The sequence below is a fragment of the Paraburkholderia sp. BR10872 genome, from assembly GCF_040965835.1.
GTDB classification, from domain to species: Bacteria; Pseudomonadota; Gammaproteobacteria; order Burkholderiales; family Burkholderiaceae; genus Paraburkholderia; species Paraburkholderia nodosa_A.
On record NZ_JBFRCN010000058.1, the window covers coordinates 19,803 to 45,492 of the forward strand.

24 protein-coding genes and 1 pseudogene are annotated in these 25,690 nt (G+C 65.1%); 11 read left to right on the forward strand and 14 right to left on the reverse strand.

Going from position 1 to position 25,690, the window contains the following annotated elements; all coding sequences use genetic code 11:
- Positions 1–13: 13 nt before the first annotated feature.
- Complete coding sequence (locus AB4Y43_RS33000; RefSeq protein ID WP_342947912.1) at positions 14–703, reverse strand: VOC family protein; 690 nt, start codon at positions 701–703, stop codon at positions 14–16.
- A gap of 195 nt (positions 704–898) precedes the next feature.
- Between AB4Y43_RS33000 and AB4Y43_RS33005 the strand changes: the two genes are divergently transcribed.
- The 4 genes from AB4Y43_RS33005 to AB4Y43_RS33020 all read left to right on the forward strand — a co-directional run bounded on the left by AB4Y43_RS33005 (position 899) and on the right by AB4Y43_RS33020 (position 5,700).
- Positions 899–2,386, forward strand: a complete 1,488-nt coding sequence (locus tag AB4Y43_RS33005) for a PLP-dependent aminotransferase family protein (RefSeq protein ID WP_342947913.1) — start codon at positions 899–901, stop codon at positions 2,384–2,386.
- A gap of 112 nt (positions 2,387–2,498) precedes the next feature.
- A complete protein-coding gene (gene htpG / locus AB4Y43_RS33010; protein WP_368729688.1) occupies positions 2,499–4,412 on the forward strand; it encodes a molecular chaperone HtpG in 1,914 nt (637 codons plus the stop codon).
- A 111-nt stretch (positions 4,413–4,523) separates the two neighbouring features.
- A complete protein-coding gene (locus AB4Y43_RS33015; RefSeq protein ID WP_368729689.1) occupies positions 4,524–5,180 on the forward strand; it encodes a chorismate lyase in 657 nt (218 codons plus the stop codon).
- Positions 5,181–5,199: 19 nt separating this feature from the next.
- Complete coding sequence (locus AB4Y43_RS33020) at positions 5,200–5,700, forward strand: DNA-deoxyinosine glycosylase (protein ID WP_368616993.1); 501 nt, start codon at positions 5,200–5,202, stop codon at positions 5,698–5,700.
- A gap of 69 nt (positions 5,701–5,769) precedes the next feature.
- Here AB4Y43_RS33020 and AB4Y43_RS33025 read toward each other — a convergent pair whose 3' ends face one another.
- Both AB4Y43_RS33025 and AB4Y43_RS33030 read right to left on the reverse strand, forming a co-directional pair.
- Positions 5,770–6,357, reverse strand: coding sequence for a hypothetical protein (locus tag AB4Y43_RS33025; protein WP_069265370.1), 588 nt, complete (start codon positions 6,355–6,357; stop codon positions 5,770–5,772).
- Positions 6,358–6,388: 31 nt separating this feature from the next.
- Complete coding sequence (locus AB4Y43_RS33030; RefSeq protein WP_368729690.1) at positions 6,389–7,114, reverse strand: hypothetical protein; 726 nt, start codon at positions 7,112–7,114, stop codon at positions 6,389–6,391.
- A gap of 291 nt (positions 7,115–7,405) precedes the next feature.
- Here AB4Y43_RS33030 and AB4Y43_RS33035 point away from each other — a divergent pair, with 291 nt between their 5' ends.
- The 4 genes from AB4Y43_RS33035 (at position 7,406) to AB4Y43_RS33050 (ending at position 11,774) form a co-directional block, all read left to right on the forward strand.
- Positions 7,406–8,344 carry a spermidine synthase gene (locus AB4Y43_RS33035; protein WP_342947919.1) on the forward strand — a complete coding sequence of 313 codons (939 nt, stop codon included), beginning with the start codon at positions 7,406–7,408 and terminating at the stop codon, positions 8,342–8,344.
- Between the two features lie 314 nt (positions 8,345–8,658).
- Complete coding sequence (locus tag AB4Y43_RS33040) at positions 8,659–8,892, forward strand: DUF3311 domain-containing protein (RefSeq protein ID WP_342920986.1); 234 nt, start codon at positions 8,659–8,661, stop codon at positions 8,890–8,892.
- Positions 8,889–10,439 carry a monocarboxylate uptake permease MctP gene (mctP, locus tag AB4Y43_RS33045; protein WP_368729691.1) on the forward strand — a complete coding sequence of 517 codons (1,551 nt, stop codon included), beginning with the start codon at positions 8,889–8,891 and terminating at the stop codon, positions 10,437–10,439. The genes AB4Y43_RS33040 and mctP overlap by 4 nt, the downstream gene beginning before the upstream one ends.
- Positions 10,440–10,658: 219 nt before the next feature.
- A complete protein-coding gene (locus AB4Y43_RS33050; protein ID WP_368606592.1) occupies positions 10,659–11,774 on the forward strand; it encodes an FUSC family protein in 1,116 nt (371 codons plus the stop codon).
- A gap of 36 nt (positions 11,775–11,810) precedes the next feature.
- Here the strand turns inward: AB4Y43_RS33050 and AB4Y43_RS33055 are convergent, their stop codons facing one another.
- The 5 genes from AB4Y43_RS33055 to AB4Y43_RS33075 form a co-directional block, all read right to left on the reverse strand.
- A complete protein-coding gene (locus AB4Y43_RS33055; protein WP_342947921.1) occupies positions 11,811–12,236 on the reverse strand; it encodes a VOC family protein in 426 nt (141 codons plus the stop codon).
- 278 nt (positions 12,237–12,514) lie between these two features.
- Positions 12,515–13,474: a transaldolase gene (tal, locus tag AB4Y43_RS33060; RefSeq protein WP_368729692.1), complete on the reverse strand. Its 960-nt coding sequence runs from the start codon at positions 13,472–13,474 to the stop codon at positions 12,515–12,517.
- 307 nt (positions 13,475–13,781) lie between these two features.
- The gene (locus AB4Y43_RS33065) at positions 13,782–15,008 is read right to left on the reverse strand and encodes a benzoate/H(+) symporter BenE family transporter (RefSeq protein WP_368729693.1); all 1,227 of its coding nucleotides are present in this window, start codon (positions 15,006–15,008) and stop codon (positions 13,782–13,784) included.
- A gap of 113 nt (positions 15,009–15,121) precedes the next feature.
- Positions 15,122–16,294, reverse strand: coding sequence for a VWA domain-containing protein (locus tag AB4Y43_RS33070; protein WP_368729694.1), 1,173 nt, complete (start codon positions 16,292–16,294; stop codon positions 15,122–15,124).
- A gap of 34 nt (positions 16,295–16,328) precedes the next feature.
- Positions 16,329–17,180 carry a MoxR family ATPase gene (locus AB4Y43_RS33075; RefSeq protein WP_069265360.1) on the reverse strand — a complete coding sequence of 284 codons (852 nt, stop codon included), beginning with the start codon at positions 17,178–17,180 and terminating at the stop codon, positions 16,329–16,331.
- Between the two features lie 418 nt (positions 17,181–17,598).
- On the opposite strand from AB4Y43_RS33075, the gene AB4Y43_RS33080 reads away from it, so the two are divergent.
- Both AB4Y43_RS33080 and AB4Y43_RS33085 read left to right on the forward strand, forming a co-directional pair.
- Positions 17,599–17,964 carry a c-type cytochrome gene (locus AB4Y43_RS33080; RefSeq protein WP_069265359.1) on the forward strand — a complete coding sequence of 122 codons (366 nt, stop codon included), beginning with the start codon at positions 17,599–17,601 and terminating at the stop codon, positions 17,962–17,964.
- An 18-nt stretch (positions 17,965–17,982) separates the two neighbouring features.
- Positions 17,983–18,378 (forward strand): cytochrome c, encoded by a 396-nt coding sequence (locus AB4Y43_RS33085; RefSeq protein WP_368607077.1) that lies wholly within the window; start codon positions 17,983–17,985, stop codon positions 18,376–18,378.
- 128 nt (positions 18,379–18,506) lie between these two features.
- Here AB4Y43_RS33085 and AB4Y43_RS33090 read toward each other — a convergent pair whose 3' ends face one another.
- From AB4Y43_RS33090 to rsxB, 3 genes are all read right to left on the reverse strand, one after another.
- On the reverse strand, positions 18,507–18,941 hold the full coding sequence (locus AB4Y43_RS33090; RefSeq protein ID WP_028210468.1) for a DUF1841 family protein: 435 nt from the start codon (positions 18,939–18,941) through the stop codon (positions 18,507–18,509).
- Positions 18,942–19,033: 92 nt separating this feature from the next.
- Complete coding sequence (gene nth / locus AB4Y43_RS33095; RefSeq protein ID WP_133181992.1) at positions 19,034–19,678, reverse strand: endonuclease III; 645 nt, start codon at positions 19,676–19,678, stop codon at positions 19,034–19,036.
- Between the two features lie 40 nt (positions 19,679–19,718).
- The gene (gene rsxB / locus AB4Y43_RS33100) at positions 19,719–20,570 is read right to left on the reverse strand and encodes an electron transport complex subunit RsxB (protein ID WP_368729695.1); all 852 of its coding nucleotides are present in this window, start codon (positions 20,568–20,570) and stop codon (positions 19,719–19,721) included.
- Between the two features lie 444 nt (positions 20,571–21,014).
- Between rsxB and AB4Y43_RS33105 the strand changes: the two genes are divergently transcribed.
- On the forward strand, positions 21,015–21,647 hold the full coding sequence (locus AB4Y43_RS33105; RefSeq protein ID WP_069265354.1) for a TetR family transcriptional regulator: 633 nt from the start codon (positions 21,015–21,017) through the stop codon (positions 21,645–21,647).
- 201 nt (positions 21,648–21,848) lie between these two features.
- Here AB4Y43_RS33105 and AB4Y43_RS33110 read toward each other — a convergent pair.
- From AB4Y43_RS33110 to AB4Y43_RS33120, 3 genes and pseudogenes are all read right to left on the reverse strand, one after another.
- A pseudogene (locus AB4Y43_RS33110) lies at positions 21,849–23,084 on the reverse strand (polyhydroxyalkanoate depolymerase); the annotation flags it as partial.
- A gap of 306 nt (positions 23,085–23,390) precedes the next feature.
- Positions 23,391–25,253: a glycoside hydrolase family 15 protein gene (locus AB4Y43_RS33115; RefSeq protein WP_368607073.1), complete on the reverse strand. Its 1,863-nt coding sequence runs from the start codon at positions 25,251–25,253 to the stop codon at positions 23,391–23,393.
- 176 nt (positions 25,254–25,429) lie between these two features.
- On the reverse strand, positions 25,430–25,579 hold the full coding sequence (locus AB4Y43_RS33120; RefSeq protein ID WP_081771773.1) for a DUF3096 domain-containing protein: 150 nt from the start codon (positions 25,577–25,579) through the stop codon (positions 25,430–25,432).
- Positions 25,580–25,690: the final 111 nt, after the last annotated feature.

Sequence of the window (25,690 nt, forward strand, 5' to 3'; positions counted from 1 at the left end):
TGCGCTCGACGGATCAGCGTGCCGGCGCGCCGAGCGTGCGCGGACCGGACGGGGTTTCGAACTGCGCGACGAGCGCGGGCGAGAGGGCTTCCTCCACGGCGATCAGGTGCGCCGCGCCGAGCCACTGCAACTGCTCGCGCGCCGCCTGCGCCTCTGGGTGAAACCCGGTGAGGGACGTGAGCGCGATGCCGGTGTCGGCCAGCACCTGCGACGGATGATGCGCCGTATCCCACTGGATCAGCGAGGGCAGAATGCCGTCGCCCGCGCCTTGCCAGGACGGGAAGGCGCCGTTTTCCGGAACGGTGAGCTGCCAGGAAAAATCGCCGCGCGTCATCGGCACGAGCGCGGGAATGCGCTGGGGATACTGCTCGCGCCAGCGTGCGAGGCTCTTCGGCGGATCGACGCGCGCGACCCAATGCGACAGGTACGGCCCCTGTTCGAGGCGCGCCAGTACGGCGGGGTCGTCGAGCGCGAACAGGCGCGCGCGGGCGTTCGCGTCGCTTTTCGCCGCCGGATCGAGCGCGATGACTTCCAGATACGCACCGCCCCACAGCCCGAGCAGACGGTTGTGCGTGCGCATGAGCGGGTGAGCGCCGCCGCCCGAGGGCGCGGCGCCGAGCGCGTCGCTCACGTACTGCACGCCTTCTTCCAGCGTGCGCGCGGCAACGACGAGGTGATCGAGGCGAAGCGGCGAGGCGTTCATGGGCGGTCGAGCGGAGCCAAAAATACGGAGGGGCCGGAGAGAAGGGGGACAGGAGCCTGCGCCTGGACAGTGTGCCGACGCCGCTACCGAATCCTTACCGGTACGCATGCGATCAAATGTACCGGTATGGTGGCAGACAGTAACGGTACAATCGGCCCGATAGTGCTCTGTACAGTTCGAGTTCAGGGAGTCCTCATGTCCTCCGTACCGCTAGACCAGATTCCCGCCCCGCACGACGCGGCGACGCTTACGCTCGTCGACCAGCTCGTGCAGTGGGGCCGCCGCCGCATCGAGGAGCGCGTGTTCCGGCCCGGCATGCGCATGCCGTCCATCCGCAAGCTCGCGCTCGACAAGGGCGTCTCGCGCTTCACCGTGGTCGAGGCGTACGAGCGTCTGGTCGCGCAGGGCTACCTCGACTCGCGGCGCGGTTCCGGTTTCTATGTGCGCGAGCGGCTGGCGCTCGTGGCCGGCGGCGAACGCCAGCCGCTGACCGCGGGCGTCCCGGCGCGCGCCGACGCGGTTGCTGCCCCCGCGCCGCCCACCATCGACGTGGTCTGGCTGCTGCGCAACATGCTTCACACATCCACGCGGCCGGAAAAAGGGCCGGGTTTGGGCTATCTGCCCGCGCGCTGGCTGGATGGCGAGCTGCTGACCGGCGCGATGCGCTCGCTTGGCCGCCAGAGCGGCACGCAACTGCTGGGCTTCGGCTCACCGCAAGGCTTCCTGCCGCTGCGCCAGCAACTCCAGACGCGCATGGCGGAACTCGAGATCGGCGCGACGCCCGACCAGATCGTGCTCGTCTCCGGCATCACCCAGGCGATCGACCTGCTCGCATGCATCTACGTGCAGCCCGGCGACACGGTGATCGTGGGCGACCCCGCGTGGTTCCAGATGTTCGGGCGCTTCGCCTCGCAGGGCGCGCGGCTCGTCGGCATGCCGTACACGCCAGACGGGCCGGACCTCGACGCGCTCGAAGCGCTGGTCGAGACCTGGCGGCCGAAAATGCTCGTCATCAATTCGGTGCTGCAAAATCCCACGGGCACCTCGCTTACCGCCGCGCAGGCGTTCCGCATTCTGCGGCTTGCCGAACAGTACGATTTCATCGTCGTCGAAGACGATATCTACGGCGACCTCTGCCCGGCCGGCTATCCGGCCACGCGCCTCGCGAGCCTCGACCAGCTTCGCCGCGTGATCTATCTCGGCAGCTTTTCGAAGACGCTCGCACCGAACCTGCGCGTGGGCTATATCGCGAGCGCGCTCGACGTGACCCAGGCGGTGGCGGACCAGAAAATGCTCGTCGGCATGACGAGCCCGGAACTCAATGAGCGTGTGCTGTACCGCGTGCTCACGGAGGGTCACTACCGGCGTCACGTGGAGCGCCTGCGTGCACGGCTGGACGGCGTGCGCGACAAGGCGGAGCGCATGCTGGAGCGCGCCGGCCTGCGCCTTTTTGCGGCGCCGGGCGCCGGCATGTTCCTGTGGGCGGACACGGGCGTCGACGCGGATGCGCTCACCGCGGCGGGCCACGAAGCGGGGTTCCTCCTCGCGCCGGGGAGCCTGTTCTCGCCGCACCAGTCGCCGACCACGTGGATGCGCTTCAACATCGCCAACTGCGGCGACCCGGCGCTGCCCGCGTTCCTCGCCGACTACCTCGAAGGCGTGGGCCGGCGGGGCGGCTCTTGAAAACGGTGCCGTCTGTCCCCAACTGGGCGGGCGGCGCGTCGCGATGCGAATTGCCGAGAACTCGCGGCCATAAATTTGTCAGACTAGAACTGCAACGTAAGAGGACTCGACCATGGCACAAGAAACCATGAGCTTCCAGGCAGAAGTGAAACAGCTTCTGCACCTGATGATCCATTCGCTGTACAGCAACAAGGAAATCTTCCTGCGCGAACTCATCTCGAACGCATCGGACGCGGCGGACAAGCTGCGCTTCGAGGCGATCGCGAACAGCGCGCTCTATGAGAACGATCCGAATCTGCGCATTCGCGTGGGCTTCGATAAGGAAGCGCGCACCATCACGATCGACGACAACGGCATCGGCATGAGCCATGACGAAGCCGTGTCGAACCTCGGGACGATCGCGCGCTCGGGTACGAAGGAATTCTTCGGCAAGCTCTCGGGCGACCAGCAGAAGGACGCGGCGCTGATCGGCCAGTTCGGCGTGGGCTTCTATTCGGGCTTCATCGTCGCGGACAAGATCACCGTGGAAAGCCGCCGCGCGGGCCTGACGGCGGCCGAAGGCGTGCGCTGGACGAGCGCGGGCGAGGGCGAGTTCGCCGTCGAGGCGATCGAGCGCGCGCAGCGCGGCACGACGATTACGCTGCATCTGCGCGAAGGCGAGGACGAGCTGCTTTCCGCATGGAAGATCAAGTCGATCATCCAGAAGTATTCGGATCACGTCGGTCTGCCCATCGAGATGAAGAAGGAAGAATGGGACGCCGAAAAGAGCGAGATGGTCACGAAGGACGAGTACGAGACCATCAACCAGGCGAGCGCGCTGTGGACGCGTTCGAAGAGCGAGATCAGCGACGAGCAGTATCAGCAGTTCTATCAGCACCTCGCGCACGACCACCAGAACCCGCTCGCGTGGACGCATAACCGCGTGGAAGGCCGCAGCGAATATACGCAGCTCCTTTACGTGCCGTCGCATGCGCCGTTCGACCTGTGGAATCGCGATCACAAGAGCGGTCTGAAGCTCTACGTGAAGCGCGTGTTCATCATGGACGACGCCGAGCAGCTGCTCCCGAACTATCTGCGCTTCGTGAAGGGCGTAGTCGATTCGAGCGATCTGCCGCTCAACGTCTCGCGCGAAATCCTCCAGGAAAGCCGCGACGTCAAGGCGATTCGCGACGGCGTGACCAAGCGCGTGCTCTCGATGCTCGAAGAGATGGCGAGCGCTGTTACGGATGCCGAAGCAAGCGAAGAGGACAAGGCGAAGTACGCCACATTCTGGGCCGAGTTCGGCCAGGTGCTCAAGGAAGGCATCGGCGAGGATCACGCCAATCGCGAGCGCGTGGCGAAGCTCGCGCGTTTCGCGTCCACGCACAACGACACGAACGAGCAGACCGTCACGCTCGCCGACTACGTGGCGCGCATGAAGCCCGAACAGACGAAGATCTACTACGTCACGGCGGATACGTGGCAAGCCGCGAAGAACAGCCCGCACCTCGAAGTGTTCCGCAAGAAGGGCGTGGAAGTGCTGCTCCTCACGGACCGTGTGGACGAGTGGATGCTGTCGTTCCTGAACGAGTTCGACGGCAAGCCGCTCGCGAGCGTGGCGCGCGGCGACCTCGACCTCGGCGCGCTCAACGACGAGGAAAAGCAGCAGCAGGAGAAGGTGAGCGAAGAGTTGAAGCCGCTCGTCGAGCACATGAAGGAAGCGCTCAAGGCCAAGGCCAAGGACGTCCGTCTCACCTTCCGCCTGACCGATTCGCCCTCGTGCCTCGTGGCCGACGAAGGCGACATGAGCGGCTATCTGCAGCGCATGCTGAAGGCGGCGGGACAAAATGCGCCGCAGATGCAGCCGATCCTCGAAGTGAACCCGGAGCATCCGCTCGTGAAGGCGCTGCGCACCGATAGTGCGGACTTCGGCGACTGGTGCAATCTGCTGTTCGATCAGGCGTTGCTGGCGGAAGGCGGCGCGCTGGAAGATCCGGCCAGCTTCGTCAAGCGTACGAACGCGTTGCTGATTGCCCGCGCCGGTTAAAGCGCGCGGCTTTGCGTGAGCGAAACCCCTTGCGGACCTGCTGCAAGGGGTTTTTCTTTTGTCCGCCGCGCTTGCAGCGAACTGAAATCCTCGCAGCCTATAATGCGCGCCATGCCTCTTCGATTCGATGCCGCTAACGCGCACTGGCGCGTCACGCCCTTGCCCGCCTTGAGCGCCGACCAGAAGGACTGGCTCACGCGCGGCGGTTCGCTCACGGCGCATTTGCGCACGCTCGGCCGCGTCGTGGTGCGGGTCACGCGCGAAGCCGTCGACATGCCCTGGTCCGATGAATGTGCCGCGCTCGGTCTGGCGCCGCGCGAGCGCGCGTGGGTGCGCGAGATCGTGCTCGAAGTCGATGGTGTGCCGTTCGTCGCCGCGCACAGCGTGACGCCACTCGCCGCGAGTCAAGGCGTGTGGCAGGCCATGCGCCGCTTACGTACGCGGCCGCTCGCGGAACTTCTCTTTAGCGATAGCGGTGTGGCGCGCTCCGCGCTCGTGAGCCGGCGCGTAAGCGCGCGGCATCCGCTCTATACACTCGCGGCGCGCGAGCTCATGCTCGAACCGAAGCACACGCCGCATGCGTTCGTCGCGCGCCGCTCGGTATTCGAGCGCGCAGGCGCGCCGCTGCTCGTGACCGAATGCATGCTGCCCGCGCTGTGGTCGCGCCTCGCAAGCGGACCTTTGGCGCAAGAAGCCGGCGTGCATCTCGGACGCGAACGCGGCCCGCTCGATCACACCGCCTCGCGCGCGCATCACGCGCCGCGTTGAACGTGCCGCATCCGTTGCCATGACCTTCAAGCGCTGCTTCGATCCCGTCGTCGATGCACGCACGCGTGTGCTCATCCTCGGCAGTCTGCCTGGCGAGGCGTCACTGGCTCATCAGCAGTATTACGCGCACAAGCAGAACAAGTTCTGGCATTTGATCGGCGATGTGATTGGCGAAGCGCTGCCGGGCATGAACTACGAAGCGCGACTGCAAGCGCTGCTCGAGCATCGCGTGGGGCTGTGGGACGTCATTGCGCAAGCGAAACGCGAAGGCAGTCTCGATAGCCGCATTCGCGACCACGCGGCGAACGATCTCGTGGCACTGATCGCCACGTTGCCCAATCTGGCGTGTATTGCGTTCAACGGCGGGACGGCTGCGAAGATCGGCACGCAGGCGCTGGCGGTGAGCCGCGTATCGCTCGATCTCGTCAAGCTACCGTCGAGCAGCCCGGCGTATGCGGCCGTGCCTTATGCGGGAAAGTTGCGCGAGTGGGAGAAGCTGCGCAAGTGGGTTGCGCCGTGACCGCTGCGCCTGTCAATACACGGCAAAAGTGCGCGGCCGGATAGTCGCTCCAGCCGCGCCGTCGAAGCGTTACTTCTGCAATTCGGGCGCCGTTGCGAGCGCCGACTGCAACCTGGTCACCGCATCGGCCGTTGCAAGCTGGCCAGCCAGGCTGAAGTTGCGCTTGAACTCACTAAACTCCGCGTGGCCGGTTCCCGTCACGTCCGTTGTGGTCACGGTCTGGCCGCTCGGGTCCGTGACGGTGCAGGCAAGCGTGACCGAGAAATCCGTGGGCGGCCAGGTGAGAAGGCTAGGGGACGACGACGTCGTCTTGATCGTCGGCGTGATCACGTAGTCGAGATGCTTGGCCTGAATCGTTGCCGCATCCGGTGCGCTTTTGAGCTTGGTCACGTTCTTGAACACGTGACCGAGTCCAACGTACATCGGCAGTTCGAGGTCGTGGTACGGGTGATAGCTCACCTTGTCGCCGCCGCCGCCGGGCGTGATCACTTCCTTCGACAACTCGTCGTCCGTAATCACGAGACCCACGGACTTGTCGAGCGGTTGCGTCGAGAGCGTCGGAATCTTGCTTGCGTCGCCGGTCAGCGAAATTTCGTGCGCACAGCCTGAAAGTGCGGCGACCACGCTTGCCGCTGCGATCATTCGAATCATTGTCATGGTGTTCGTTCCCCGGTGTAGGCTGGTTGAATTATTGGATTGCCTGAATGAAGGCAGGGTCGGCGTAGAGTTCGCCGAGCAACTTCTGCACGGCGAGCGGATATTCTTCGCGCGCCTTCGGTACTGCGATCATGGCCGCGAACGCCGAATCCCATTGCGTGTGCGCGGATTTCACCTGGTCATAACGCACGCTGCCCGATCGCATCACGATGAAGCGTGCCGACAGTCGTGCAGCGCCGGTTGCAACGCCGACGTCGATGTCGTTTTCCAGTAGCGTCGCCTTGATCTCGACATCGCTTTCCGGAGAAAGCTTGCCGGCCATCTGCAATTCCTTCGTCATTGCATCGGCCAGATAGGCGCCGAATGAATTGCCGACCGGCGACTTCAAGCTATTTGCACGCAAGGGAACCGGATACGGATTTTTTGCGTCTGCCTGGGAATCGAATGCGCCGACTTTCGCGTGCGCTGCGGTCACGTTCTTGAGCGACTGGATATTGTCGACGTCGGGAGAGTACGGCGGAGCGACCACAGCACATGCGGCCAGAAACAGGAGCGGCGTGATCACGCCGATGGTTCGCACGGTGTTGAACATATTTGTTTTACCTTGTGATTGCGGAACTCTGCTGCCTCGGAGACTTTCGGTCTTGTGCGCCGGATCAGTTTTGGTCTCCTGGAGGAATATCGGCGCTGAATTGCGAATCTTGAGTCTGCGAGACTGCGCACCGATGCGCCTATGAGTGCTGGCGCACGCAAACATAAGCGCGCTGCAAACTCGCCCCGCTAGCATCGTTCCGCAGCACGCTGCGGCGCGCGCTGATCCCGTCGGGACACGGGACCATAACGAACAAGAAACGTCTGCCCCTGATCATTTTGCCCATGACGCACATGCCAGGCGCCTGCCCAGGCGACAGTCACTGACTCGCGCAGCGCGTGGGCCAGGCGCTCGAAGTGCCTGCGAAATCAGGCCCGAAGCGCCGCGAATGCTATGCTCTCGGTCGCCTGAGCAAATGCACCTGCATTTGCGCCCCCACAGCAAGCGATTTTCTACATGACGACTCTCATCAAGCGCGCCTCAGCCGAGGCCCGCGCATTCAAGCAAACCGGCAACGCGACGCAATCGGGCGACACCGCGAGCAAGACCGCAAAGGTCACGAAGCGCCCGCGCCGCGCCGCTGCCGCCGCTGCCGCCGAAGAACTCGACAACGCCCCGGTCATCGAAACGCCGCGCAAGCCGCGTTTCGCGCCGGTCACGTTCTCGGAAGAGAACGGCGTGCGCTATCTGCACTTCGGCACGGAGTGGGTGCAGGGCGCGATGCGTCTGGCGAAGCCGCTGCACATCGAACTGGAATATGCGCAGCAGATGATGGCCTGGCTGCTGTTCCTGGCCACGCCCGAGCGCATCGTGCAACTGGGTCTGGGCGCCGCCGCGCTCACCAAGTTCGCGCACCGCTATCTGCGTCCCGCGAAGGTCGAGGCGATCGAACTGAATCCGGCGGTCGTGGTGGCCGCGCGCACGATGTTCGATCTGCCGTACGACGACGCGCGCCTCACCGTGCGCGAACTCGACGCGTGGGACTTCGTGCAGGATCGCGCCAATCACGGCACCATCGGCGCGTTGCAGATCGACGTGTACGATGCGACCGCGCGCGGCCCGGTACTCGACAGCGTGGCGTTCTACCGCGCCGTGCGTGCCTGCCTGACCAATGCGGGCGTCGCGACCATCAACCTGTTCGGCGACCACCCGAGCTTCGTGCGCAACATGAAGCGCCTGAACGAAGCCTTCGAGGGCCGCGTGATCGCGCTGCCCGAAGTGCACGAAGGCAATCGCGTGGCGCTCGCGTTCTCGGGCCCGGCGCTCGAAGTCACCTTCGATGCGCTCGAAAAGCGCGCGCGTCTGCTCGAAAGCAAGCTCGGCCTGCCGGCGCACCAGTGGGTCAAGGCGCTGCGCGAATCGAGCGGCCAGCACGGCGCAACGTTCTCGATCTGATCCGCGCGAACGGCGGCAACGCCGTTGCGGCACGGAAAACCGGCTTCAGGGGCATCCCTGGGCCGGTTTTTTTTCGCCTGCATAGCGCATTTCCGGCCAATTATCAGGACGCGGCTCAAGCCGTTGGCTCTTGACAACGTCCTCGGAATTGGGGTCCGCCCTGCTTGACCGTGCGGCGTGGCCTCGATACTCTTTTCTGCGCTTTCGGGGACCTTGCGGACCATCCGTCCGTGAGGCCATCGGCCGCCTCACGCCGGGCGGCGGACCGCAGACAAAGCAAGGCCGCATAACTACATAAGCAACGAGGAGACGTCATGGCTCACGACGCCGACGCCGGAAAACCAAGCAAGCATTGGCTGTGGCTTTTGCTGCTGCCCTGGATCGCCATGGTCTGGGTGCCGTCTTACAACAGAATCGAGCCCACTCTGTGGGACTTCCCGTTTTTCTACTGGTATCAGCTTCTCTGGGTGCTGATCAGCGCAGTCATTACCGCGCTCGTCTACTTCAAGACGAAGACCCGCAAGGGCGATGAAGGGGGCGCGCAATGAACGTCACAGCAACGATTGTCTTTATTCTGTTTTTCCTCGGCGTCACGGTGCTCGGCTTCGTCGCCGCGCACTGGCGCAAGGGCGACCTCGCGCACCTCGAAGAGTGGGGCCTCGGCGGCCGCCGTTTCGGCACGATCGTCACCTGGTTCCTGCTCGGCGGGGACCTCTACACCGCGTACACCTTTATTGCCGTGCCGGCGCTCGTGTTCGGTGCGGGCGCAACGGGTTTCTTCGCGCTGCCGTACACGATCCTGATCTATCCGTTCGCGTTCGTCGTGTTCCCGAAGCTCTGGGCCGTCGCGAAGCGCCATCAATACGTCACCTCGGCCGACTTCGTGAGCGCGCGCTATGGCAGCCGCATGCTCGCGCTCGCCATCGCCGTGACGGGCATCGTCGCGACCATGCCGTATATCGCGCTGCAGCTGGTGGGTATCGAAGTGGTGATCGGCGCGCTCGGCTTCGACACGACGGGCTTTGTCGGCGACCTGCCGCTCATCATCGCGTTCGCGATTCTCGCCGCGTACACGTACACGTCGGGCCTGCGCGCGCCGGCCATGATCGCCGTGGTGAAGGACGTCCTCATCTACATCACGATCATCGTCGCGATCATCGTGATTCCCGCGCAGATGGGCGGCTTCGGCCACATCTTCGGCGCGGTGCCGCCGGCCAAGCTGTTGCTCAAGTCGCCGGACGCCACGAGTCTGAACGGCTATAGCGCCTACGCGACACTCGCGGTCGGGTCGGCGCTCGCGCTGTTCCTGTACCCGCACTCGGTCACGGCCATCCTGTCGTCGTCGTCGGGCAACACCATCCGCCGCAATATGGCGATGCTGCCGGCGTACTCGCTGGTGCTCGGTCTGCTCGCGCTGCTCGGCTACATGGCGCTCGCCGCCGGCGTGAAGGACATGCCGGAATTCGCGCCGTACTTCAAGGCCTTCGGTCCGAACTTCGCAGTGCCGGCGCTGTTCCTGCACTTCTTCCCGTCGTGGTTCGTGGGCGTGGCGTTCGCGGCCATCGGTATCGGCGCGCTGGTTCCCGCGGCGATCATGTCGATTGCGGCGGCCAACCTGTACACGCGCAACATCCACAAGGAGTTCATCAACCGCAACATGAATCACGAGCAGGAGACCAACATCGCCAAGCTGGTCTCGCTGATCGTGAAGGTCGGCGCGGTGGCGTTCATCCTGGGCCTGCCGCTCACGTACGCGATCCAGCTGCAGCTGCTCGGCGGTATCTGGATCATCCAGACGCTGCCCGCCATCGTGCTCGGTCTCTACACGCGCATGCTGGACTATCGCGGTTTGCTGATCGGGTGGGCGGCCGGCATTGCCACGGGCACGTGGATGGCGATCTCGCTGCAGTTGAAGGGCTCGATCTTCACGATCCACCTGTTCGGCATGGCGATTCCGGGCTACGCCGCGGTGTGGTCGCTGATCGTGAACCTCGTGGTCGCGATCGTCGTGTCGGCCCTCGTGCACGTGGTCGGCATGCAGAAGGGCGCGGACCGCACGCGTCCGGAAGACTATCTCGACGTTGTCGAGGGCTGATGTCCCCATGCCCGGCGCGAGCCGCGGGGCGTGGCGTTAGCGAAAATGCCCGCAACACAACAGTTGCGGGCATTTGTTTTTCTGGTGCACGATGATCGCTGATCCGGCTCACGTTCAGCCCGTGCCATGGCCTCGTCCCAAACCGAATCCCGTTCCCGATCCGGGCGCAGCGGCGCGCAACGCCTGCGGGCGCCGCGCCGCCGCTCGCGTCTCGCGCGCATGTGGCGCGCGTTGGCCTCGCCGTACTATCGCTACCGCAACGCCAAGGTGATCCACAGCGTGCGCGTGGGTCTCGCCATGCTCGCCTCGATTCTCGCCACGTCGGGCATCCATATTCCGCACGGCATCTGGGCGTCGGTCACGCTGCTCGTCGTGATCGGCGGACTGCAGCACCAGGGCAACATCCGCAAGAAGGCCGCCGAGCGCGCGCTCGGCACGCTGCTCGGCGCCGTGATCGGGCTCTCGCTTATCGCCGTGCAGGCCATTTCCGGTTCCGTGGCGCTCACCTACGTGCTGATGTCGCTCGTCGCCGCCGTGTGCGGCTACTACGCCATCGGCAAGCCCGGCTACGTCGCGCTGCTGGCCGCCATCACCATGTGCATCGTCGCGGGGCACGGCGACAACCTCATCGATACTGGCCTCTGGCGCACGCTCAACGTGATCCTCGGCATCGTCATCGCGCTCGTGTTTTCGTTTGCCTTGCCGCTGCACGCGACGTATTCGTGGCGCTACAGCCTCGCCGACAATCTGCGCGACTGCGCGCGCGTCTATGCGCAGGTGGCGAACGGCGTGCACGTCGACGCCGACGAGCAGGTGCAGACCTTCATGCGCCTGAACGCACGGCTCGTGCAACTGCGCGCGCTGATGCCCTCGGTCGCCAAGGAGATCGACGTGCCGCTCGCCCGGCTCGAACAGGTGCAGCGCCTGCATCGGTCGCTGCTGAGCGCGCTGGAGATGCTCTGTACGGGCACGGGCAGCTACGAGCAGGCGCTCGTGCGCGTGGCGTTCGCCGAGCGCAGCGAGACCGTGCGCCGTGCGCTGCTCGCCACGGCGCGGGCGCTGCGTTTTGGCGGCGGGCGTCACCCCGAGGCGGCGCAGCAGGCGCTGCGCACGGTTGGGGCACGGGGAGAGGGCAGTGGCGGGGGCGACGGCGTGGCCGAGTCCGACCAGGAAAGCACGCAGGCTCAGCCGCAGGGCTGCCCCGAGCCGCAGATGCAGGGACCCTACTGGCTGAGCCTGCGTGTGGAGGAGCAGGTGGAGCGCCTGCGTGCGCTCCTGCTCGAGACCGAGCCGCGCTGGAACATCGAGCGCGCCGCGACGCACCGCATGGTGTGACGCCGGGCGCGCTTCTCCGGTCGTGCCGGCGGACGATCAGGCGGGCTGCTCGTGCGGTGCCGAGACCATCCACGGCACGCCGAACTTGTCGGTCAGCATGCCGAAGCCGGGCGACCAGAAGGTCTTCTGGAACGGCATCGTGACCGTACCGCCTTTGGCGAGCGCGTTGAAGTAGCGTTCGGCCGTGGCGAGGTCGGACCCGGTCAGCGAGACGCCGAAGCCGAGGAACTTGTCGTTCTGCGTCATGCAGCCGCCGTCGGACACCATGATCTGCGCATCGCCGATCTGGAGCGTCGCGTGCATGATCTTTTCAGCGAATTCGGGCGGCATGGGGCGCGCGGGGTCCGGCGGCGCTTCCTTGAAGCGCATCTTCATCACTTCCTTCGCGCCGAGCGCTTCGCCATAGAACGCGATCGCTTCATCGCAGTTGCCGGGGTAAAAGAGATAGGGCTGGATTTGCATCGTCGGTTTCCTTGCGGACGGGACGTTGGCCGGCCTTGATCGTGCGATTCCGTGCGAGGGTGTGCACGGGGCCGGATCGCGCGGCGGGTTGCGCCGCTGCCCTGATTCTAGGCGCGCGCGATGACGTGACCGAGCGGTGTGTCGTCAGGGTTTGCGAGCGTGCAGACGGGAACGGTCGTTGCAGTCCGCCCCGTAAAACAAAGGGCCGCACGTGCTCCCTGTGCGGCCCTCCTCGGTCATCGATACGGCAATGCGCGCTGCGTGGGCGCGCCGGCGCATTACTTCGCTCGCAGTTCTTCGATCATCTTTTCGAGCTTGATCGCGTCTGCGGCGAACGCGCGGATGCCTTCAGCGAGCTTTTCGGTCGCCATGGCATCGTCGTTGAGCTGGAAGCGGAACGACGACTCGTCCACGGCCACGCGCTCGATCTTCGCGTCCTTGAACGCTTCCGGCGAGAGCTTGCGCTCGACCTTCTCGTTGCTGTCGTGGAGCTTCTGCAGCAGGTCCGGGCTGATGGTGAGCAGGTCGCAGCCGGCCAGCTCGACGATCTGGCTCGTGTTGCGGAAGCTTGCGCCCATCACCTCGGTCTTGTGGCCGAACTTCTTGTAGTACGCGTAGATCTTGCGCACCGACTGCACGCCCGGGTCGTTTGCGCCGCCGTCCTTCGCGTCGTCCCAGTCGGCCCCCTTGGCCTTCTTGTACCAGTCGTAGATGCGGCCCACGAACGGCGAGATGAGCTGCGCGCCCGCTTCGGCGCACGCGGCGGCCTGCGCGAGCGAGAACAGCAGCGTCATGTTGCAGTGGATGCCGTCCTTTTGCAGCGCTTCGGCGGCGCGGATGCCTTCCCAGGTGGAGGCGAGCTTGATCAGCACGCGTTCACGGCCGATGCCGGCCTGCTTGTACAGGTCGATGAGGTGGTGCGCCTTGTCGATCGACCTTTTCGTATCGAACGAGAGGCGGGCATCGACTTCGGTCGAGACGCGGCCCGGAATGATCTTGAGGATTTCGGTGCCAAAGGCGATCAGCAGATGGTCGATGATCGACTCGAGCGACTCGCTCGCGTGATCGCGCACGGTTTTTTCGAGCAGCGGACGGTACTCGGCTTTCTGGACCGCCTTGAGGATCAGCGACGGGTTGGTCGTCGCGTCCTGCGGCTTGTACTGCACGAATTGCTGGAAGTCGCCCGTATCGGCGACGACGGTGGTGTACTGCTTGAGCTGGTCGAGTGCGGTAGTCATGTCAGGCCTTGTGGGCGCGTGCGCGCCTGCATCGGTGAGAGTGGAACGGCCGGCGCGCTTCAGGCGTGAACCCGAGGTGCGCCGGGCGGAACGAGAAAGGCGCTGCGCCTTTGCGGCACGGCCCGCGCGGATTGGGCGGGGAACCGGTTGGGGCGCATCTTGCCGCGCGTCCGGGCGCGGCTCACATCGTCATTTTATGGCGGAAACGCATGGCGTTGCGTTTCGCGCGGGCAGGGCGCATGACAAACGCGCCGCGCACACCGTGCCAGCGGCGTTGGCGGGCGCACGCGGCGGGGGCTCGCCCGCGTCAGGCGCGCCGCGCGTTGAGCACGAACTGTGTCATGACCCCCGCCACGAGCCCCCAGAACGCCGCGCCGATGGACAGCAGTGTGAGCCCGGAAGCCGTCACCATGAAGGTGATCAGTGCGGCTTCGCGCTCCCGGGGGTTCTGCATGGCGTTGGTGAGGCCGCTCATGATCGAACCGAACAGCGCGAGCGCCGCGATCGACACCACGAGCGCCTGCGGGAACGCCGCGAACAGCGCCGCGATGGTCGCGCCGAAGGTGCCGGCGATCAGATAGAAAATGCCGCACCAGACGGCCGCCATGTAGCGCTTCGTGCGATCTTCGTGTGCGTGCGGGCCGGTGCAGATCGCCGCCGTGATGGCCGCGAGGTTCACGCCGTGCGAGCCGAACGGCGCGAGCACGAGCGAGGCGATGCCCGTGGTGGCGATCAGCGGCGAGGAGGGCGCGGCCCTGTGGTCGTAGCCGTCGGCGCGCAGCACGGCGATGCCGGGCACGTTCTGCGAGGCCATCGCCACGACGAAGAGCGGAATGCCGATGCTCACCACCGCGGTGAGCGAGAACGCCGGCATCGTGAACACGGGTCTCGCCACCGCCACGCGGAAGTGGCTGAAGTCGAGCAGCCCGAGCATGGCGGCGGCGGCGATGCCGATCACGAGCGTCGCGACGATCGCGTAGCGCGGCACGAAGCGCTTCACGATCAGATAGCCGAAGAACATCGTGAGCACGAGCGGCGTCTGCACCTGCGCGGCGTGGAAGATCTCGATGCCGATCTCGAACAGGATGCCCGCGAGCAGCGCCGCCGCGATGCCCGCGGGAACGCGCTTCATGAGCGCGTCGAACCAGCCGGTGAGGCCCACGGCCGTGAGCAGCACGGCGCAGACGAGATAAGCGCCGATCGCCTCGGCATAAGGCACGTGCGGCAGCGAGCTGATGAGCAGCGCCGCGCCCGGCGTGGACCACGCGATCACGATGGGCGCGCGCAACCACAGCGACAGGCCGATGGTGGTCAAGGCCATGCCGATGGACAGCGCCCAGATCCACGAGGAGATCTGCGCGTCGGACAGATGCGCGGCCTGGCCGGCCTGAAACATCAGCACGAGCGAGCTGGTGTAGCCGGTCATCATCGCGACGAAGCCGGCCACGATCGTGGCGACCGAGGTGTCGGCGAAGGGCCGCAGCGGTCCCGGCCTGAACGCCGCTGGCAGGTCGGAGGAAGAGGGGGCGGTCATGCGGTTGGTCTCCAGATTTTGCTTAGGTATGACGGCATCGGGCGGCGCGGCCTGAAGACACCTTCAGGCACGCGCCGCCTCGAACTAGCGGAAAAGGGCGGGAGTGGTGGCGCCTATTTGCTCAGCACGCGCATGGCCGTTTCGAGCCCGGCGACGGTGAGCGGGTACATGCGGTGGCCGAGGATCTCGCGGATGATCGACACCGACTGGCGGTACTCCCATAGTCGCTCGGGCTCGGGGTTGAGCCAGGCGAAATGCGGGAACTGGTCGGCGAGGCGGCGCAGCCACACGGCGCCCGCTTCGGGGTTGTTGTACTCGACCGAGCCCCCCGGCTGCAGCACCTCGTACGGGCTCATGGTGGCGTCGCCCACGAAAATGAGCTTGTAGTCGGGTGTGAACTTGTGCAGCAGGTCCCACGTGGGCGTGCGCTCGGCGTGGCGGCGGCGGTTGTTCTTCCACAGGTGGTCGTACACGCAGTTGTGGAAGTAATAGAACTCGAGATGCTTGAACTCGGCCTTGGCAGCCGAGAACAGCTCCTCGGTGCGCTTGATGTGATCGTCCATCGAGCCGCCCACGTCGAGCAGCATCAGCACTTTCACGTTGTTGTGGCGCTCCGGCACCATCTTGAGGTCGAGCCAGCCCGCGTTCGCGGCGGTGCTGCGGATCGTGTCGCCGAGGTCGAGTTCTTCCGCCGCGCCTTCGCGCGCGAAGCGGCGCAGGCGGCGCAACGCGACCTTGATGTTGCGCGTGCCGATTTCGACGTGGTCGTCGTAGTCGCGGTACGCGCGCGCATCCCACACTTTCACGGCGCTGCGCTGGCCGCCTTCGCCGCCGATGCGGATGCCTTCGGGGTTATAGCCGCCGTGGCCGAAGGGCGACGTGCCGCCCGTGCCGATCCACTTGCTGCCGCCCTCGTGACGCTCCTTCTGTTCTTCGAACAGCTCTTTGAGGCGCTCCATGAGCTTGTCGAGGCCGCCCATCGCCTCGATCTGCGCGCGCTGTTCGGGCGTGAAGTCGCGCTCCAGCCGCTTCTTGAGCCAGTCTTCGGGGATCTCGAAGGCCAGTTCCGACTTCTTCTCGATGCCGCGAAAATACGCGCCGAACGCCTGATCGAAGCGGTCGAAGTACTGCTCGTCTTTCACGAGCGTCATGCGCGCGAGATAGTAGAAGTCGTCGAGCGAGGGCGCGATCACGCGCGCCTTGAGCGCTTCGACGAGCGTGAGGTACTCCTTCACGGAAACCGGCAGCTTCGCGTCGCGCAGCGTGTAGAAGAAGTCGATCAGCATGCGGTGTCTCCGGCTTTCGCGCGCGGTTTCCCGGTCAACGGTTGTGGCGGTTCATGTAGATGAGGCGCTCGAACAGCGTCATGTCCTGCTCGTTCTTGAGCAGCGCGCCGGCGAGCGGCGGCATGGACTTCGAGCCGTCGACCGCGCGCAGCGCCGAGGGCGGGACCTCTTCGGCGAGCAGGAGCTTGAGCCAGTCGAGCAGTTCCGAAGTAGAAGGCTTCTTCTTCAGGCCCGCGACGTTGCGCAGTTCGAAGAAGCTTTCCATGGCCGCGTTGAGCAGTTCCTTGCGGATACCCGGATAGTGCACCTCGACGATACGTTGCATCGTCGCCGGATCGGGAAAGCTGATGTAGTGAAAGAAGCAGCGGCGCAGGAAAGCGTCGGGCAGCTCCTTCTCGTTGTTCGACGTGATGATGACGAGCGGACGCTGTTTCGCCTTGATGAGCTGGCGCGTCTCGTAGACGTAGAACTCCATGCGGTCGAGTTCGCGCAACAGGTCGTTCGGGAACTCGATATCGGCCTTGTCGATTTCGTCGATTAGCAGCACGCTTTGCTCGTCCGACTCGAACGCCTGCCACAGCACGCCTTTCACGATGTAGTTGGCGATGTCCTTCACGCGTTCGTCACCGAGCTGCGAGTCGCGCAGGCGCGAGACCGCGTCGTACTCGTAGAGCCCTTGCTGCGCCTTGGTGGTGGACTTGATGTGCCACTGCATGAGCGGCATACCCAGCGCAGCGGCCACTTCTTCGGCCAGCATGGTCTTGCCCGTGCCGGGCTCGCCCTTGATGAGCAGGGGGCGTTTCAGCGTGATCGCGGCGTTGACCGCGAGCTTGAGGTCGTCGGTGGCGACGTACTGCGATGAGCCTTCGAAACGCGTGGCGCGCATGGTGAATCCGCTCGCTGGGAAAAAAGCCCAGTATAAGTCAGATGGGGTGTTGCGTCGGCGCGCCACCGCGTATCGTTGGGTCCGCACTTTGGGGCACGGTCGCTAGGGCCGTCAGCCGCCTCGCGACGGCGCGCGGCGGGTCCGTTGCGCGTGCCAGGGTTCCTCCGGGTTGTCTGCGGGCGAGGCCGCGCGACAGGGCGCTGCGTGGCCGCCGCGGGCCCGTCGCGGGGCCTCGCGATGCGCTCCGAGGCCCGCCAGGCGTGGCGCGGCCGGTGGACGGGCGGCGCGGCGTCGCGGTATACTCGGACCGATTTTTTTCGGCCTGCACGGCGACCCCAAAAGTAAAACAGCAGTAATGCGGCGCAGGCCGTGGCCTGCGGTTCGGGCGTTCGAATCCCCTCAAGCCAGGTTGGATGCTATGAAAAAAATTGTCGGCAAGCACGTCATCACGGGCGCAATCACCATGCTGGCGTGCTTCGCGGTCACGGCTCACGCGGACATCGTGGGCAACGCGAAGGCGGGTCAGGACAAGGTGGCGATGTGTATCGGCTGTCATGGTATTCCCGACTACCGCACCGCTTACCCCGAGGTCTACCACGTGCCCATTCTGGGCGGCCAGAACGCGCAGTACATCATGAACGCGTTGCTCGCCTACAAGAAGGGCGACCGGCATTTCGAGACGATGCACGCGATCGCGTCCTCGCTCACCGAACAGGACATCGCCGACATCGCGGCCTACTATGCGTCGCAAACGGCCGCGTCGAAAGACAATCCGAATAAATAACCGGCAGGTGGAGAACCCATGAACAAGCCCTACACGGCTATGCCTTCGTTTGCCGGTGCAACCATCAAGCTCGCGGGTACCGGGCTCGCACTGGCCGCCGCGCTCGCGCTCAACCCCGCATACGCGGCCGATGCCTCCAACGGCAAGGTCCTCGCCGACAGCCACAACTGCGCGGCCTGTCACGGTCCGGGCCTGAACAAGCCCGTGAGCCCCGAATATCCGAAGCTCGCCGGCCAGCACGCCGACTACATCTACTGGGCGCTGCGCCAGTACCAGATGGGTACGAGCAATCCGCACCTCGGCCGCAACAATGCGATCATGCAGGCGCAGGTGCAGAGCCTTTCGCAGAGCGATATGAAAGATCTCGCCGCGTACATCGAGTCGCTCGGCGGCGACCTCGTCAACAAGAAGTAAGCGTGAGCGCGGCGCGCCATGCGTGCCGCATCATGTGAAACACCCCGCGTGGGCCTCGTTTGCGGCGAGGCGTTCGCGGGGTGTTTTTTTGCGGTGGCGTTTGCCTCCGTCGCGCTTTCAGTTGCGATTCAATCGCGAGAAGCGCGGCGCTCGATGCGCATGAGATAGGCGTCGGTGTCGGGTGGCGTGTTCGTGCGTTGCGCTTCCCAGATCGTTTCGCCGAGGCACTCCATGATCGCGTGCTGCGCATCGTGCGTGGAGCCGAGGCGTGCGGCGAGCCGGTCGTGCGCGGCGCGGATGCCGGGCGGCTGGTCGATCGAAAGCTGCTCGCTGATCGCGAGATGCATCGACAGATGCAGGAACGGATTGCTCTGGCCGCGCTCGGGCGAGTAATCCTGCGCGGCGGCCGCATCGGCGTCGGCGAGTTCGGCGTGATATTCGGGGTGCTCGACGATCCAGTCGGCGGCGATCGCCTCGAGCGGCGTGAGGATTTCGCCCGCGCGCTGCTTGCGCCAGGTCTCGGTGAAAAAGCGGCGGACTTCGTCGCGGCTGGGATTGAACATCGTGAGTCGGTCGTATGGGTGTGCGCTACATCGTGCAGCGTCGTGTTGCGACATCTGAATCGATCATTTTACGCCCGGGCGCCTGCGCTCGCTCAGAGCTCAGGCGGCGGCGTCTTCGGCTTGAACTCGCACAGCGGCTCGATCACGCAATGCCAGCATTCGGGCCGGCGTGCCTTGCACACATAGCGGCCATGGAGGATGAGCCAGTGATGCGCGTCCTGGAGGAACTCGGGCGGCGTGAATTTTTCGAGCGCGGTTTCGACGGCGCGCACGTCCTTGCCGGGCGCGAGTCCCGTTCGGTTCGCAACCCGAAAGATATGCGTGTCGACGGCGATGGTCGGCTGACCGAAGGCCGTGTTGAGCACGACGTTGGCAGTCTTGCGCCCAACGCCGGGGAGGGCTTCGAGCGCCTCGCGCGTGGGTGGCACTTCGCTGCCGTATTGCTCGATGAGAATGCGGCACGTCGCAATGACGTTCTTGGCCTTGGTGCGATAAAGGCCGATCGTCTTGATGTAATCGGCCACCCCTTCTTCGCCCAGCGCGAGCACCGTTTCCGGCGTGTTGGCGACCGGAAACATCCGGCGCATGGCCTTGTTCACCGAAACGTCGGTGGCCTGCGCGGAAAGCATCACGGCGATCAGGAGTTCGAACGGCGTGTTGAATTCCAGCTCGGTAGTGGGATGCGGATTGAGGCTTTGCAGCGTTTCGTAGATGGCGCGGCGCTTGGTGGCATTCATGCTCGTTGTGCGTGGGGCCTTTGCGTTGCGTTGCGGAGCGCTATCGCGCGGATTTGTCGTCGTCAGTCGACGAGTCCGATGTATTCGACTCGATACCGATACGTTTGCGGCGCGCCTCGGCCTCGTCGATCTGCGCCTGCACATCGGCGCTCACGTGTTCGACGTTGCGCGGTCCCACACCCTGTTCGGCCAGTTCCGCCTTCTTGCGGCGCGCACGTTCGAGCGCAGCCTGGATGATCGCTTTCTTCTTCGCTTCGGCATCGTCGGCGGGGGCGCTCGCGGGTGGCGTGGCGCTCGCTTGCACAGCGGCGTCCTGCGCTGCCTGGGCCTGCGGCGCGCTCGTGGCGGCGCGGCGCGCGGCGGCACGCGCCTCGGCCGCATTGCGTTCGGCGGCCTGGCGCGCGGCGCGCCGGTCATGGCGCACGCGGGCTTCGTCGGCCTGCTGCTGCGTCCATGCGTCCCAGCCGGTCGCGTCGCCCGTAACGGGAATCATTGCGATGCAGTCGACCGGGCAGGGCGCGACACACAGGTCGCAACCCGTGCACAGATCCTTGACGATGGTGTGCATCTGTTTGGGCGCGCCCACGATCGCGTCGACGGGACACGCCTGCATGCACAGCGTGCAACCAATGCAAAGTTGTTCGTCGATGAACGCCACCGGACGTGGACGCTCCACGCCGTTGTCCGGATTGATCGGGATGACGGGTTTGCCGAGCAGTGTCGCGAGGCGCTCAACGCCTTCCAGGCCGCCGGGCGGGCACTGGTTGTAGTTGGCGGTGCCGGCGGCGACGGCTTCGGCATAGGGCCGGCAGCCGTCATAGCCGCACTTCGTGCATTGGGTCTGGGGCAGCAGATCTTCGATGCGATCTGCGAGTGTTTTGGGATCGTTCACGTTCGCTACATCGGGGCGGGGCGGGCGGTGCCGTGACCTTGGGCGCGCAGGGTTTCGCAGCTGGCCTCAAGGGGCGCACACGCACAGCGCCAAAGCCTGCATTATCGCCGATTTCCCGCATTGCCATCGGCGGGCCATGTGCCATAATCAAAGCGCTTAATGCGAAGCACCGTGCAGTCCAGGGGAAATCAATAGACGTAAGCGGTACATGTCGGGCACGGCAGGCAACGTGCTTCGCAAGAGGCAGACAGGGGGAAGGACGATGTCGGCTCGCAACGACATCAAACAAACAAGAAGGAACGCAAGACCGTAGGTCGGAGGGTGTCTGTCCATTAACCTGGCGCGCCCCGCACAACGTTGTCGATACCAGGGCGAGGAGAGGCCCGGCGCAGTATTGCCCGACAACGTAAACCGGACAACGCGGCTTAACGAGATCCTGCCACCATGAATCAGCCAAAAATCAAAAGAGATCCTGAAGGCACACGCCGCCGCATTCTGCTCGCCGCGGCGGAAGAATTCGCCAATGGCGGCCTGTTCGGCGCACGCGTCGACCAGATCGCGCGACGCGCCGAAACCAATGAGCGCATGCTCTATTACTACTTCGGCAGCAAGGAGCAACTCTTCACGGCGGTCCTCGAGCACGCATTCGGCGCGCTCAATGAAGCCGAGCGCGCCCTCGATCTTTCGGGGCTCGCACCCGTCGAGGCGATCACGCGGCTCGCGCATTTCGTGTGGGACTACTATCGCGACAATCCCGAACTGCTGCGGCTCGTGAACAACGAGAATCTGCACGAGGCGCGATATATGCAGAAGTCCACACGAATCCGCGAGATGATCTCGCCGATCGTGGCGACGCTCGGTTCGATTCTCACGCGCGGTGAATCCGCAGGACTATTCCGCCCGAGCATCGATCCGTTGCGACTCTATGTGACGCTTTCGGGCATGGGCTACTACATCGTCTCGAACCGCTACACGCTCAACGCCACGCTCGGTCGAGACTTCAGCACGACTGCCGAACGCGCGGAAGTCATTCAGCTCAACACGGAGATGCTGCTCGCGTATCTCATGCGCAAATAGCGCACGACTCGCGCGGCAAATTCGCAAAGCCGTTTCACGCTCCACAAACGCCACGCGCCGTCCTGGGACGGCGCGCGGATTCTGCTGCCGGTGCGGATTGCGTGCGCTCGAGTGAAGCGCAAGCCTTCGTCAGGCGACAGCGCCCTGTGCCGAGCGGCCGCGGGCAGACGCTTCCTTGCTCGTGTGGGCGGCGGGCTGCTGGTGCTGGCGGATGAAATCGCGCAGTTGCGGATAAATGATCGTGCGCCAGCGGCGGCCCGAGAAGATGCCATAGTGGCCGCATTTTTCGGCAGTCAGATGATGCTTGTTTGCCTCGGGAATGCCCGTGCACAGATCGTGCGCGGCGCGCGTCTGGCCCGCGCCCGAAATGTCGTCGAGCTCGCCTTCGATCGTGAAGAGCGCCGTGTCGTGAATGTCCTGCGGACGCACGCGTTCGCCGGCCACGTCCCACGTGCCTTCAGCGAGACTGAACTCCTGGAATACGGTGCGGATGGTCTCGAGGTAATACTCGGCGGCCATGTCGAGCACCGCGTTGTATTCGTCGTAGAACTGGCGATGTGCTTCGGCGTCCTCTTCGTCGCCGCGCAGCAGGCTCTTGTAGAAGTCCCAGTGCGCCGTGGTGTGACGGCCCGGATTCATCGCGACGAAACCCGCGTGCTGCAGGAAGCCCGGATACACCTCGCGGCCTTCGCCCGGATAGTTCGCCGGCACGGGATGGATCACGTTGTTCGCAAACCAGTCGAGCGAGTGTTCGGTGGCGAGCGAGTTGACGGCGGTGGGGCTGCGGCGCGCGTCGATCGGGCCGCCCATCATCGTCATCGTGAGCGGGGTGTCCTCGCCGCGGCTCGCCATCAGCGAGATGGCCGCGAGCACGGGCACCGTAGGCTGGCAAACCGACAGCACATGCAGATTCTTCGCGCCGATATGGCGGATGAATTCCTGGATATACGCAACGTAGTCGTCGAGATGGAACGGACCGGCTTCGAGCGGCACCATGCGCGCGTCGACCCAGTCGGTGATGTACACCTTGTGGTCCTGCAGCAGCGTGCGCACGGTATCGCGCAGAAGCGTGGCGTGGTGGCCCGAGAGCGGCGCGCACACGAGCACGGCCGGCTCGTCCTTGAGCGCGGCCACGGCGCCGGTGTCGTCGGCGTAGCGCTTGAAGCGCAGCAGGCGGCAAAACGGCTTCTCGATGATGGTCTGCTCGACGATCGGAATATTGAAGCCGTCCTTCACGATCTGGCGAAGGTTGAACTCGGGCTTCTCGTAGTCCTTGCCCAGGCGATAGAGCAGTTCGTAGCCTGCGGCGAAGCGCGTGGCGCCCGGCACGAGTGAAAACGGGCTCGTCGGATTCGAGAACGATTTCGAGGCGGCCTGGGCCCAGGCGGTCAGCGGGCTGAGCAACGCGCGCTGGAATTCACGGATTTGATAGAGCATGGGCGCTCCGGCATCTTCAAGGAGCGGTTCGCACCCGGGTCGCGCGCGGTTGAGGCGCGGAGCAGATGCGGGCCGGCAAGGTTGGTCGGTCAGTCAGGTTGTATATCGGCCGCCGCCCGGAGGGCTTTAGCGCGAGCGGACCCGCATTCGTTCGCAGCTCGTGGCTGCAAGCGCGCTGCAAGGCGGTACACGCGTTTTGCCCCGTTGCCAGGCGGCGCGGGCGGCCTTGTTTTTGCCCGGCTGTTGTGCAACGCAGCATCCCTAGTGTACCCCAGCTCGCGAAAACGTCCAGGCGCTTTCGAACATTTACGATGCGGATGCAACAGCTGGCTCGGCCGACGCGCCGCCGACCGCGGGGTGCCCCGTCTCCTTCGCCATTTCCTGTTCGTGCCGCATGAGGTTCAGGCCCGTATGCACGAGCGCCACATGCGAGAACGCCTGCGGGAAGTTGCCGACGAGGCGCCCCGCAATGGGGTCATATTCCTCGGCGAGCAATCCCACGTCGTTGGCGAGCGAAAGCAGGCGCTCGTACATGTGGCGTGCGTCGTCCATGCGGCCTTGCAGGGCCAGGTTGTCGACCATCCAGAAGCTGCACGCAAGGAAGGTGCCTTCCCCGGGCGGCAGTCCATCGTTGAATTCGGTGGTGCGGTAGCGCATCACAAAACCTTCACACATCAGATCGCGCTCGATCGCCGCGACCGTGCCGGCGATGCGCGGATCCGCCGCGGGCAGGAAGCCGACCAGTGGCATGAGCAGCAGGCTCGCATCGAGATCGGTGCCGCCATAGATCTGCGTGAAGGAATTCAGATCCTTGTCGAAGCTGCGCTCGCAAATGGTCGCGTGGATCGTCGAGCGCAGTTCGCGCCAGTGATCGAGCGGCCCCGGCAGCTCGAATTTTTCCGCCGACTTGATCGCGCGGTCGAAGGCGACCCACGCCATCACCTTCGAGAACGTGAAATGCTGGCGGCCCCCGCGCGTTTCCCAGATGCCTTCGTCGGGCTCGGTCCAGATCGTCTCGAGGTGTTCGAGCATCGCGCACTGGATCGACCATGCGGTGTCGTCGGCCTGCAAGCCGCCCACGCGCGCGAGGTGCAGCGCGTTCATCACTTCGCCGTAGACGTCGAGCTGCAGCTGGCCGACCGCGTTGTTGCCCACGCGCACCGGTTTCGCGCCTTCGTAGCCGGGCAGCCAGTCGAGTTCGAATTCGGGCAGGCGGCGCTCGCCGGCCAGCCCGTACATGATCTGCAACTGCGAGGGCGAGCCCGCCATCACACGGCCCAGCCAGGCGCGCCAGGCGCGGGCTTCGTCGTAGTAGCCGCCGCGCATCATCGCGAGCAGCGTGATGGTCGCGTCGCGCAGCCAGCAGTAGCGGTAGTCCCAGTTGCGCGTGCCGCCCAGCTGCTCGGGCAGCGACGTGGTGGGCGCCGCGACGATGCCGCCGGTGGGCTCGTAGGCCAGCGCCTTGAGCGTGATGAGCGAGCGGCGGATGGGTTCGGCCCAGCGGCCTTCCACGGTGCTGCGTGAGGCCCATTCGGTCCAGAAGTTTTCGGTGCGCGCGAGCGCCGTGAACGGGTCGCGCGGCGGCGGCAGACGCAGGTGCGAGGCCGCATACGAAAGCGAGAACGGCACGCGCTCGCCTTCCTTCACGTCGAACTGCGCCACTGTGTGCATGTTCTCGCCCTGGAGGTCCACGGGCGTGCGCAGCACGACCGTGTCCGGGCCCACCGTGGCCTTGATGCCGCTCTCGTAAGTGAGGCGGCTCACCCATGGCACCGAAAAGCCATAGTCGAAGCGCAGCACGAGCTGGCTTTCCATGCGCACGGTGCCGCGCCGGCCCACGACGATGCGCACGAGTTCCGACCAGCCGTTGCCGGGCGGCATGAAATCGATGAGCGTCACCGCGCCTTCGGGTGTTTCGAAGTCGGTTTCGAGGATCAGCGTGTCGCCGCGATAACGGCGCGTGGTCTTGATCTCGACTTTCGCGCCCTCTTCGGGCTGCGCGGGCGCGATCAGCCAGCGGCCGTTTTCTTCGGTGCCGAGGAGGGCGGCAAAGCAGGCGCCGGAGTCGAAGCGCGGCCAGCAGAGCCAGTCGATGGATCCGGCGCGGGAAACGAGCGCGGCCGTGTGGCCGTCGCCGATCAATGCGTAGTCTTCAATGGGTGCGGGCATAGTAAGCAGATTGACAGCGTTGCTCGAAAACGAAAGCCGCTTGCCGCAGCGGTGCGGCATGCACGCACAAGAGTAGTGGCAGCGGGGCCGCCTGCGCAATGCGTTTTGCGCAGCAGCACGCGCAAATACTCATCTCGCCTGTGTCAACAAACGCCGTCGAGCGCGACCTGAGCGCGTCACAGATGCCCGCCCACGCCGAATAGCCCGATGACCCCGATGATGATCAGATACAGCGCGACGATGTAATTGAGCAGACGCGGCACGGCGAGAATCAGAATGCCTGCGATGAGCGCGACGAGCGGCCCGATGGCGACGTGAATGTTCATGACGGCTCCCTGGTTGCGGCGGGTTTCGAACCTTGGCGTGGATGCCTTTGTTGCTTGTTGCTGCTTCGATTTTGGCCCGGACTTGCCGCTGCGCGCTTGCGGGGCGGGCGC